Genomic DNA, 11536 nt, shown 5'->3' on the forward strand with positions numbered 1-11536 from the left:
CGCCAACCACAGCATTTCAAGCATGAGCAAGTTTTTATATGGAATCGATTTTGGAACAACCAATTCGGCACTTTCTATTTATGATGAAGAGAAGAAAGAAATTGTAGATACGATTTCTATCCCTTCGTTAATTTATTTTACAGAAGTAAAAAGCATTGTTGATGGTGAAAGTCATATTGTCGGCGAAAAAGCAATAGCTGCTTACCTGAGCGATGGCATGAAAGGGCGCTTTATCAAATCCATCAAACAGATCCTCTCGAGAACGACGTTTACCGAAACCCGTATCCACAATAAAAGGTATACCGCTTCCGATCTGGTTACACTGATTCTTAAAGACCTGAAAGAAAAAGCCGACCTGATTACCGGCGAAGATTGCCACAAAGCCATTATCGGCCGTCCGGTTTTCTTTGACGACGATAATACCATGAAAGATACCCTGGCGCAAACCAGGTTAAAAAAAGCTGCCGAAAGCGCGGGTTTTACTGATGTGCGTTTTCAATTCGAACCTATTGGAGCGGCCTTTGCCTACGAGAAAACCATTCAGAAAAAAGAACGCGTTTTAGTAGCCGATTTAGGTGGAGGTACTACCGATTTCACCTACCTGATCCTCGATCCGGATAAGGTGGGCAGCAAAGACCGTAAAAATGATATGATTGCCTCTGGTGGTATCTACATTGGTGGCGATAGTCTCGATTCTGCTTTTATGTGGGATAAAGGCACACCCTATTTCGGAAAAAACACCATGTACGAGGCTACCCCGGGCAAAGTTTTAAATGTGCCGAAATCGCTTTTTGCCAATATTTGTACCTGGGATAAAATGAACTTTTTTAATGGTTTAAAAATCCAGAAAGAGATTGAGGAATATTATTATTACTCGGGTAACAACCCGAAATTCAAAAACCTGATTACCCTGATCGAAAACAACCTGGGTTATTCGTTGTTCAGATCGATCGAGAAAACAAAAATCGAACTTTCTGACCAGCCCGTTTCCAATTTCGCCTACAGCAATATGGAAATTGAAATCGATGAAAATATTTCACTCGAGCAGTATAATTCGATTATCGAAAAAGACATTAATAAAATCGATGCTTACCTGGATCAGTTTATGGAAACCTACAAAATCAATCCGGAAGACATTGACTGTTTATTTTTAACCGGAGGAACCTCGATGGTTTCGGCCGTACAAAACCTGTTTAAAAACAAATTCCCACACATCCCGTTAAACTCCGGCGATAACTTTAAAAGTGTAGCCAAAGGACTGGCATATAGCGGTTACCTGTTTGAGGATTAAAGATAAATCTGCAACATAACAGCGCTGTCTGCGCAGGCCATAGGCCGAAGAGAAGAAAAACTGATTTGGATTTGGACCACAATGCCTGTGCAAAACAGTCAGTTTCTTATACCATGGTCTGTGTCCGCACAGACCATTTAATTTAAGATCTTGAACCACATAAGAAATATAAGTTCATTGAGGCTTATATGTCCTTAAATGTCTTACATGGTTAAATTTAGATGTTCAGCAGCCCAATAATCACAAAAAATCGTCAGCATCATTCATGGTTGCGACCTTAACAAACCATTTAATTTTAGATTTCGGAGAGAAGTCAAGTTTTGAAAACTTGACTTCTCTGGCACTGCATCTGTGGCTTATGGGCCAAAACAGCATTTCATTTTTGGGATTGCAGGGCGCGCCTTATACCATGGTTTGTGTTCGCACTGGCCATTAATTTAAGATCTTAAACCACATAAGAAATATAAGTTCATTGAAGCTTATATGTTCTTAAATAACTTATATGGTTAAAATTAGATGTTCAGTAGCCAAATAATCACCGAAAATCTTTAGCATCATTCATGATTGGGTTCTTCATAACCCATTTAATTTTTTCTCCTCAGCCTGTGAGGACACAGGCCAAGGAGAAGCCAGGAACCACAAGCTATTCCTTTTCTAATCATTAATAAAAATAATTATCCCTCCACTTTACGACGATATCAGATTCAAAAAAAAGGTTGGTGAGACACCAACCTTTGAATTCATTTTACAATGATTTTTTAACCTGTTTATCGCCAAATGGCAGCACCTTACTTGCTGCTTTTATGCCAAACCTGGAGGGCAAATTGGACGAGCAGCAAATTGCTGGTTTCTTTTTCTCTTTTACCTGCGCAATTTCTTTAACCTTGCCGTTTTTACAGGCGAAAAGCAAAACGCAGCTTAAAACTAGCATTATCCTGATCACTTTCATCTATTTTTCAATTTCAGACCAATCAAAACGTGGATTTTCTGCCGGCGTTTTAGCCTGTTTCATTAGCGCATAAAGCGCCTTTACCGTATCAGGGTTTTTGGCTGCAATATCATGCTTTTCACCGATATCAGCTTTTAAATTATACAACTCTAACTTTTCGGCAGTGCCTTTATCTTTAAAACGGATTAATTTCCAATCGCCTTTGGTTAAAGCTTCTTTTAAACCGCCTTCGTTAAACTGCCAGTAGAAATAATCATGTTCCTTAACTGCTTTTTTGCCGCTTAACAATGGAGAGAACGACAGCCCATCTATATTTTTTGGTGTGGCTGTTCCGCTAAGATCACCAAGCGTTGGCAATACATCCCAGAATGCCCATGGCGTAGGATTAACCTGTCCGGCCGCAATTTTACCCGGTGCCCTTACAATTAACGGCACGCGGATTCCGCCTTCGTACAGATCTCTTTTTACGCCTCTAAACTCGCCACCGCTATTAAAAAACACCGGATCGGCCCCACCTTCTTTATGCGGACCGTTATCACTGGTAAAGAAAATGTAGGTATCGTTATCCAAACCTAACTTTTTGATCAACGCCACAATCGTACCCACATCGGCATCCAGTTTATTTACCATTGCTGCAAAAGTAGCATGTGGCTGCGCCTGACTGTCGTAGTTTCCTTTTTTCTCAAAAGGCGTTTCAGGTGGAAATTTACTCGAACCATCTGCATTTTGGAATTTCTTCAATAATTCTGCAGGCACTTTCAATTCCGCATGCGGAACTGTTAATGGCAGATACAAAAAGAAAGGCTGATCTTTATTGGCGTTAATAAAATCAACAGCTTTATTTACAATCAGGTCTTCAGTATATTTTGTGGTATCAACAGGTACTTCTACAGTTTTACCGCCAACAATTTCGTACAAACGATTGGTGTAATAATCGTGTGCATGCGATTGATCCAGGTATCCGTAAAAACTATCGAAACCTTTTAAATGTGGCGCTCCTTTGCTGTCTTCATCGCCGAGTCCCCATTTACCAAACATGCCGGTTTTATATCCGTTTCCTTTTAAACGTTCGGCCAGGGTAGTGTCCTGTGCGCGTAGCGCAGCAAGACCGTCTTTGGCTTTTGCATTGCCCCTTACCCAGGCATGGCCCATGTTATAACCGGTCATTAAGGCGCATCTTGAAGGTGCACAAACAGTATTTCCGGAATAGAAACGGGTAAACTTAATTCCTTCTTCAGTGAGCTTATCCAGATTTGGCGTTGGAATTTTAGAGTTCGGGTTAAAGCTGTGTACATTACCATAACCTAAGTCATCGGCCAGTATAAAAATAATGTTGGGTTTCTTTTTACTTTGCGCCTGTGCCGTAGCTAAACTGCCCATCAGGCCAGCAAAAACGATAAATTTTAATATATTTTTCATCTCTATTTGTTATAGTTAGGATTCTGTTTTAATGCCGGATTATTCTGGATCGCAATGGAAGGTACCGGCCATAAATAATCTTTATTGGCATCGAAGAGGCGGCTATCAATCCTTGCCCCTGCGCTATTGGTAATATTTCCGTTTAATAACTGATCGGCTATCCTCCACCTGCGTATATCGTAATAATACAAACCTTCGCCTGCCAGCTCTACTCTCCGCTCGTGCCTGATCTCTGCCCTCAATTCTTCCTGACCTAAGGTAGATGGAATATTCGGCATCTTCGCCCTTGCCCTGATTAGGTTTAAAGCATCGAAAACCGATTGATCTGGTCCGCTGTCTTCATTTTTTGCTTCGGCGTACATCAGGAGCACATCAGCATAACGAAGTAAAATTAAATTTAACTCTGATGTTCCGCTGGTTGGTGCGGCCACAGGTTTTTCATTGTCTTTAAAAATAGTATATTTTTTTAATCCGTAACCTGTACTCGGGTATTGAATTGCGGTTACGGTAGCACCTTTAAACTGCGTACCTGGTAAAATTACAGTAGCCTGCAACCTGCTATCGCGGTTTTCGAAAGGTTTTGCGGCATTATAAACGGCAGAACTGTTAATCGGTTTACCATCGGTTGCGTAATAGGTATTAACCAGATCGGGCAAAGGTGCTGAACCCAATTGCTGATCTAAACTGATATCGAGCGAATGGGTAAACTCAGGATATTTATACTGCACATCAAAAATAACTTCTGCATTGCCTTCATTTTCCAGATAAAACAAGCCGCGGTAATCTGGAAATAAACTGTAGGTTTTTAAATCGATAACGGCTTTTGCGGCTTCTGCAGCTTCTTTCCAACGTTTGGCATACAACAAAACCCTCGCCTTTAAAGCCAAAGCCGCACCACGCGTAGCCCTTCCTTTATCTACACCTGAGTAGGTTAACGGTAAGGCAGTTCCTGATGAAGCCTCGGTTAAATCTTTTAAAATCTGCGCCAGCAACTCATCGGCAGTGTTTCTTGGCAAATTGGCCTGCGTTTCGTAATTGGTGGCATCGGTAATTAATGGTGCACCCCCGAATAAATTCCAAAGGGGAATATAATATAAGGCGCGGAGGTATTTGGCTTCGGCTTTATACCTTTCTTTTAAGGCGCCGTCCATATTTACTTTATCGATATTGGCCAATACGTTATTGGCCCTGCCTATACCTTTGTAACTGCCATTCCAGGTTTCGTTAAAATAACCCGTTGCCGCGTTGTGCAAGCCCCTCGAAATGATGTTATAATCGTTATTGTACTGATAGGTATTCGGACTTAAAGCATCCAGGTAAATGGAATTGGCCGCATAAACATTATAGTAAATTGCTGCATAGGTTCCGTTCAGGGCAGCTTCTGCCTGAACTTTTGTATTCCAATAGGTGTCTTGCGTAAAACGATCGGTTGGCGTTACATCCAGATAATCTTTACAGCCAAACAAGAACACCGAAATTAATATGAATAGAATATATTTTTTCATGACCGGTTATTTAAATGATACGTTAATTCCCGCACTAATTGTTTTTGCATTTGGGTATTCAATCAGATCGGCCCGGGTTAAATTCCTTTCCGGATCGCTAAATTTGAAGTTCGAGAAGGTTAAATAGTTTTGTGCATTCACAAATACCTTTAACACATCAATACCTGCTTTATTAAGCCATTTGTTGGGAAAGGAATAACTGATCTGCACATTTTTCAACCGGAGATATGAGGCATCTCTTACCCAAAAACTCGAAGTCTGAAAGTTTTGAGGGTAGCCATTCGATGTCGTTAAACGCGGTAAAGTAGCGCCAGTATTGGTAGGCGTCCACGAATCGGTAAGCCAGTCTTTGGTTACACCTGCGCCATTTTTAAATGGCTGTGCCAAATTTCCGGTTAAGTAGGTATCCACATCCTGCAAACCCTGGAAGATGAAACTAAAATCCCACCTCTTATACCCAAAACCACCTGAAAAACCGTAAACAAATTTTGGAATACTATTCCCAATGACTACACGGTCGTTATTATCGATCACCCCATTGGCATCTACATCTTTATACTTCAAATCGCCGGGAACCGTACCTGCATTTTGAAAAGCGTGTGCTTTCACTTCTTCTGCACTTTGAAAAATTCCTTCTGCCTGTAGCCCAAAAAAGCTGTCAATTGGCGATCCTTCCTGAATAATGGTATTACCGCTATAATATTTCTGGCCGTTTACATTGGTGACTTTGTTTTTCACATAGGTAAGGTTCGCGTCGATGTTGTAGCGAAAATCTTTAACCGAATCTTTAAAACCCAGGGTGATTTCAAAACCACGGTTGTTTACCGCACCGATGTTTTTTACAGGTCCGGCTAAATTGCCTACCTGCCCCGGAACGCTGATCTGTCTGAGGATTTTAGAAGTCTGTTTATCAAAAAAATCGACTTCAAAAGTCAGCTTGTTTTTAAAGAAACTACCTTCTAAACCGATATCGCTCATGGTGGTAGTTTCCCAGGTAATGTTAGGGTCGCTTAGCTGCGTAATGGCCGCGCCACTTACAATGGTTCCGTTAAAATTGTAATTCTGCCCCAGGGCAATGGCGTCTACATAACTGAATAAGGGAACATTCTGATTACCCAGCTTACCATATGATGCCCTAAATTTTAAGTTGCTAAAAACATTTAAATTTTTAATAAAATCTTCTTCACTTGCTCTCCATCCTGCTGAAAATGAAGGAAAAAAGCCCCACCTGTTGTCTTTAGCAAAGCGCGACGAACCATCATACCTGAAATTGGCCTCGAACAGGTATTTTTCATTGTAATTGTAGTTGAAACGACCAAAGTATGATTGCAACCTCGAGGCGCCCGAAGTACCGGTAACCTGAGGTGATGTACTTCCGGCATTGAGTTCGGTTAGGTCATTGCCCAGATAACCCTCATTATAAGCAGAGAAATTGCTGTCATCAAAACGTTCTAAACTAAACCCTGCCAATGCACCAAAATGATGCTTATCAAGCGAACCTTCCCAGTTTAAGGTATGAAAATTGGTAATATTGATATTGTTCTGGCTGATTTGTCTAACCCCTCGTGCGGGTGTATTGCCAATTGGGGTTACTACTCCGGTTTTGGGGTTGGTTAAATTAATAGCCGGATAAGAATATTTGTTGATACCATAAAGTAAGTTAGCACCTAAAGTAGTTTTATACTTGATGTTAAATGGCAACTGATATTCTAAAAACACATTGGCCAGGGTGCGGTACTGGTTATTCTTATTAAAACCTTCGTTTGCCAGGGCAACGGTATTCCTGAAAAAGTTATGTCCGGGTACCCTTATCCATTGATCAGCATAAGTACCATCCTGTGCATAAGGTGTTTGAAAAGGCAAACCACGATAGGTTAAACCCATTAAACCGCCCTCGCCATTGCCATCATCGGCGCTATAGGCACTTTCTTTACTATTCCAAAAGTTAGCAGTCAAACTTGCGCCCACCTTTAGGTTTTTGGTAATATCAGAACTGATATTCGAATTTAAGGAATAACGTTTACCCGAAGAGGCGATTAAAATCCCATCCTGATCTAAATAACCCAGTGAAATGGAAAAAGCTGTTTTTTCTGATCCGCCGGATATACGCAGGTTATGCTCCTGTATGGCAGCATTGCGGAACATGATATCGAACCAGTTGGTATTTGGATAAATAAAGGGATCGGTACCGTTTCTAAATTCGTTAATCAATGCGTCGCTACTTTCGGCAGGCTTGCCTTCATTAGCCAGGGCGCGGTTTTTACCGATCATATAATCGACCGTATTGGTTACCACATCTGGAAACTGCGTAGCTTTTTGCGAACCTGCATAAAAGTTATAATCGATAGAAAATGTTCCTTTTTTTCCGGTTTTAGTCTTTACTAAAATGACGCCGTTTGCGGCACGGTTACCGTAAATGGCTGCAGAAGCGGCATCTTTTAAAACGGTTACACTTTCAATATCGTTTGGATTAACATCGCCCAAAGGGAATTCAACGCCATCAACCAGTACCAAAGGGTTGTTGTTATTCAATGTACCTGCCCCACGGATGCGAATGGTTGCGGCATCAGCCCCAGGACGGCCTTTGGTTTGGTTGGTAAAAACACCAGGTACATTTTGAAGTGCCTGGGTAGCATTGGTAATGGGCCTGTTGGCCAATGTTTTGGCATCTACAGTGGCTAACGATCCGGTCAGGTTAATTTTCTTCTGTGTGCCGTAACCTACTACCACCACATCATCCAGGGGATTATAGTCTTCTACAAGTTCTATCGTAATCTGACTTTGGGTCACCACTACTTCGGTTTGTTTATAGCCCACGAAATTAACCAGTAAAGTAAAGGGGAACTTTTGTCCGGTAATTAAACGAAACCTCCCTTCCCTATCGGTTGAGGAACCGTTAGTTGTACCCTGAATTTTAACTGATGCACCGATTAAGGTTTCTTTGGTTTTTGCATCAATTACAGTTCCCGATAAGGTGGCATTAATGGTAGGTTCTGATGGGTTTTGTGCCTGCGATAACAGTGGAAAGCATAAAAACAGCACAGGTAATAAAATACGGCAGGTTTGCCGTATGCCCAACCGAAAATTGGACATCTTACTTCGTAAAGCCAGATCCCCTTGTACGGGATTGACTTTCTCAAAATTTTGCATAACTTTGAAATAGGTGATTTGAATTGATTTGAAACAGGTGCAACGCCAATTGAATTCCTGTTTCGTTAATTTTGCCTGGGGAAAATACACTTGTATTTTCCTTTTTTGTTACTACAGAAGTAGAAACAAATCATTATTTTTAAATCAACAGCAACAATACATTCTATTTACAGCGATAAATAAAGGGCCGGGTATGAGAACGGATTTCGTAAACTCTTGTTTCATAATGATTATATTTTTGGCAAATATAATTTTTTTCAAATAGACTACAAATTTACTAGACTTTTTATTTTTCCCACGCCAAACTGAGGCAGATACCCATTTGTAAACGCCGGAATACAGCTATGTAACATTATTAAGAATATTTTTTTTCTTTAGCCTGAGATTTTATAATTTAGCCGATGTAAAATTGGTGCGGCTGATAAAATAGCGTCAGTAAGCAAAACTTTACGCGTTAGGCGCGAAAGCAATTAATGTGGTGAGGTCTGGAATACCTGTCTTCTAGAAGAGATGAAATCAAACTGATGAACATTTCTTTGGCAGACGCACCAATTTTCATTCAACTTAGGTTTGGCGGCTAAATTGCAGTACCGATATGCCTTTGTGGCGTCTAAAACTGGTGCTAAAATTAGTGGTTTGCTCAAAACCCAATAGCTCAGCTATTTCATCAACTGTATAATCACTATGCAGCAACAATTCTTCTGCTTCGCGCATAATCCGATCTTTGATCAGTACGGTCAGGCTTTTCCCAAGTACGCGGTCTAAAAATTTATTTAATTTACCAGTACTCATTCCCATGCCTTCTGCATAAAACTGAATGGATCTTTCTTGTTTGTAAAATTGTTCTAAAATGGCCCTAAACCGCAATACCTGCTGTAAATCATCTAAGGTTAAGGCAGCAAGATAGCCATCTAAACCAGCCGTAAAACCCAGAAATAAGGATAAGTATTGTGCTAAAAAGGGCATATCCTTTTTAGTATTGATTTCTCTTTTTAGCTGATCGAGTAAACTATACGTTTTAGTTGATTCTTGCAAATCGAGATCCCTGAAAGACAGATTTAAAAAGAGGTTCTTAGCCTGGGGATCTAAGTGCTGAAGTAAAAATTCGGCATACAATAAACTACTGAAACTTAACCAGTAACCTGAGGTAATTTCTCCATCGATCCTGACCAGGCCTTCCTCAGGGATAAAAAAAATCCTGCCTTTTAACAGGGGGTAATCGCCAGAATTCATGCATAAAAAGCCATTCCCTTCGCGTACAATCAACATACGCATAGGGTATATTGCCTGCAACGCACGTTCTCTTTTAAAAAACCCGTTAATTGGCTCCAATTGTATCATAAAAACTTAAGGATAAACAACAGTAAGACCAAATTTATCAGATTTGGTTACAAGTTGCTAAATTAATTTATTATAATATTAAATGCTATCTGTAATACAGATTAAGAATCAAAGCATTAAACAATCATTAATCTTTCGGCTCAAGAATTAGCACATTTACTGCAATTGATAATGTTTGATGCAGTTCAAAAGAAATTTTTAATCCCCTTCTTGGATTAAATCCATTTATCGGGCCGCTTTGATAAAACAGAACTTCTTCTCCAATATCGCTCCTGATTTTCCCAAAGCCTTCAGTTTCATTATAATAATCTATTGTTCCCATTTCTTTTGCCTCCATTTTCGACGATTTGCGTTAACTATTGTATAGCTAACCCAAAAAACTGTGCCAAATAATAATAGAAGCTTATATAATATAAAAACAACTTTACAATAAGCGCATTGTCTATGCAGATAACACCATCACCTGAACAGCCTCAATGCCACTTGGTGTAAATTCGATGTCAAACTGAACAATATTATTGGATTTTATCGGATCAATTACACCATGGGCAAAAACACTCACTTCTCTCCCTCCGTTTGATGGTGTGATACTGCCAACGCCTTCTTCCTGATTATAAAATTTTACGGTACCTAATCTCATAGAACTACTGAATCAGTTTTACATTAACCGCATTGGGTCCTTTTTTCCCCTGGGTGATTTCGAATTCTACCCGATCATTCTGACTTATTTTATCAGTTAAACCTGTAACATGAACGAAAACTTCTTCTCCGTTTTCTGTAATGATGAAACCAAAACCTTTAGATTCATTATAAAATTTTACTGTTCCTTGCATTTAATTTAGATTTTAATACAACAAACATACAAAAACTCAAAAAGGTTTTGGGAATTAAATCGATTTCTATACTAAATCTATAGATTAAGCAATAATTTGTGCTGATTTTGGAATTTAGACAAGCAAAGCGCATTTAAACAAAAAAGTCGCAGACTGAATCCACAACTTCCCAATTTTGATACTGTACACTAAGCATTGATCAACTGGATTAAAATTAAAGAAAGCATATAATGAAGCAATTACCGGTATAAAAATCCCGATAGGCATACAACAAGGCATAGCAAGCGGTTACCTTACATTGTTGCATAGTCAATCAATCCTAGTTATATAGGACTGCGTAATACCAGAAAGTGAAATCTTTTTTATTTGGATACCGAATTTTGCCGCATCATCAAAATAAACCATTCAAGGAGGAAAGTCCCTCCTGAAAAAAGTATTTGAAAATTGAACTAACCCTTTTTTCCGCTAAAAATCACAACGAAAACACTAAAACCACCTAAAAGGAAAACTATTCCAAGAATCAAATTTACTTTATCGCCCATTCCGTAATTTACAGATTAAAATGACAATGACAATAGGCTGACACAAAATAATTCTAAAAAACAACCTAAAGTTGTACGATTCTAAAATTAGCTTACATTTTAACACAGTTGTTATAAGCTGATAACGAGCTAAACGGAATGTTGAGCAGGAGATGATTTGAGATTAAAAAATCGGAAGCTTTTATATTAAATTAAGGTTTTGGGTCTGATCTTTTTAGCTACACCCATGATGTTTTTAGCCACTACTCCTCTTTTGGTAATAGCGGTATCAAACTCCACTGTACTCCCAACATACAAACCTTTCGCTTTGCAATCTACTATATCAAAATAGATGCTTTCTAAAACTAAATATTGAGAGATCAAACCGAAACCTCTTTCTTTATTATAAGCTGTTATTACTCCAGTCATAGCATTATTTTTAGCGAGTTTATCTATATAAAACTAACATTATCAACGCAATACCAATTCAACAGTAGAGATCCTGAAAGAAAAAATAGATAACCTTA

10 protein-coding genes are annotated in these 11536 nt (G+C 39.3%); 1 reads left to right on the top strand and 9 read right to left on the bottom strand.

Annotated elements, in window-relative coordinates:
* The first annotated feature begins 22 nt into the window (after positions 1-22).
* Positions 23-1291 carry an Hsp70 family protein gene (locus AC04QZ_RS05835; protein WP_478356961.1) on the top strand — a complete coding sequence of 423 codons (1269 nt, stop codon included), beginning with the start codon at positions 23-25 and terminating at the stop codon, positions 1289-1291.
* Between the two features lie 745 nt (positions 1292-2036).
* Here AC04QZ_RS05835 and AC04QZ_RS05840 read toward each other — a convergent pair.
* The 9 genes from AC04QZ_RS05840 to AC04QZ_RS05880 form a co-directional block, all read right to left on the bottom strand.
* On the bottom strand, positions 2037-2222 hold the full coding sequence (locus tag AC04QZ_RS05840) for a hypothetical protein (protein WP_478356962.1): 186 nt from the start codon (positions 2220-2222) through the stop codon (positions 2037-2039).
* A gap of 18 nt (positions 2223-2240) precedes the next feature.
* Positions 2241-3659: an arylsulfatase gene (locus AC04QZ_RS05845; RefSeq protein ID WP_478356963.1), complete on the bottom strand. Its 1419-nt coding sequence runs from the start codon at positions 3657-3659 to the stop codon at positions 2241-2243.
* A 2-nt stretch (positions 3660-3661) separates the two neighbouring features.
* The gene (locus AC04QZ_RS05850) at positions 3662-5164 is read right to left on the bottom strand and encodes a RagB/SusD family nutrient uptake outer membrane protein (protein ID WP_478356964.1); all 1503 of its coding nucleotides are present in this window, start codon (positions 5162-5164) and stop codon (positions 3662-3664) included.
* 6 nt (positions 5165-5170) lie between these two features.
* A complete protein-coding gene (locus AC04QZ_RS05855) occupies positions 5171-8257 on the bottom strand; it encodes a SusC/RagA family TonB-linked outer membrane protein (RefSeq protein WP_478356965.1) in 3087 nt (1028 codons plus the stop codon).
* Between the two features lie 621 nt (positions 8258-8878).
* Entirely contained in the window at positions 8879-9655 is a 777-nt protein-coding gene (locus AC04QZ_RS05860) for a helix-turn-helix domain-containing protein (protein WP_478356966.1), read from the bottom strand.
* A 127-nt stretch (positions 9656-9782) separates the two neighbouring features.
* Positions 9783-9992, bottom strand: a complete 210-nt coding sequence (locus AC04QZ_RS05865) for a S1 domain-containing protein (RefSeq protein WP_478356967.1) — start codon at positions 9990-9992, stop codon at positions 9783-9785.
* Positions 9993-10097: 105 nt separating this feature from the next.
* Positions 10098-10295: a cold-shock protein gene (locus tag AC04QZ_RS05870; protein WP_086546815.1), complete on the bottom strand. Its 198-nt coding sequence runs from the start codon at positions 10293-10295 to the stop codon at positions 10098-10100.
* Between the two features lie 4 nt (positions 10296-10299).
* Positions 10300-10488 (bottom strand): cold-shock protein, encoded by a 189-nt coding sequence (locus AC04QZ_RS05875; RefSeq protein WP_086546816.1) that lies wholly within the window; start codon positions 10486-10488, stop codon positions 10300-10302.
* Positions 10489-11216: 728 nt separating this feature from the next.
* Positions 11217-11438 carry a cold shock domain-containing protein gene (locus tag AC04QZ_RS05880; RefSeq protein ID WP_478356968.1) on the bottom strand — a complete coding sequence of 74 codons (222 nt, stop codon included), beginning with the start codon at positions 11436-11438 and terminating at the stop codon, positions 11217-11219.
* Positions 11439-11536: the final 98 nt, after the last annotated feature.

The organism is Pedobacter folensis, assembly GCF_056490665.1.

Coding starts and splice junctions, on each gene's coding strand:
- AC04QZ_RS05860 (WP_478356966.1), bottom strand. CDS start 9,655: ATGATACAATTGGAGCCAATTAACGGGTTTTTTAAAAGAGAACGTGCG.
- AC04QZ_RS05855 (WP_478356965.1), bottom strand. CDS start 8,257: ATGTCCAATTTTCGGTTGGGCATACGGCAAACCTGCCGTATTTTATTA.
- AC04QZ_RS05840 (WP_478356962.1), bottom strand. CDS start 2,222: ATGCTAGTTTTAAGCTGCGTTTTGCTTTTCGCCTGTAAAAACGGCAAG.
- AC04QZ_RS05870 (WP_086546815.1), bottom strand. CDS start 10,295: ATGAGATTAGGTACCGTAAAATTTTATAATCAGGAAGAAGGCGTTGGC.
- AC04QZ_RS05875 (WP_086546816.1), bottom strand. CDS start 10,488: ATGCAAGGAACAGTAAAATTTTATAATGAATCTAAAGGTTTTGGTTTC.
- AC04QZ_RS05845 (WP_478356963.1), bottom strand. CDS start 3,659: ATGAAAAATATATTAAAATTTATCGTTTTTGCTGGCCTGATGGGCAGT.
- AC04QZ_RS05835 (WP_478356961.1), top strand. CDS start 23: ATGAGCAAGTTTTTATATGGAATCGATTTTGGAACAACCAATTCGGCA.
- AC04QZ_RS05850 (WP_478356964.1), bottom strand. CDS start 5,164: ATGAAAAAATATATTCTATTCATATTAATTTCGGTGTTCTTGTTTGGC.
- AC04QZ_RS05865 (WP_478356967.1), bottom strand. CDS start 9,992: ATGGAGGCAAAAGAAATGGGAACAATAGATTATTATAATGAAACTGAA.
- AC04QZ_RS05880 (WP_478356968.1), bottom strand. CDS start 11,438: ATGACTGGAGTAATAACAGCTTATAATAAAGAAAGAGGTTTCGGTTTG.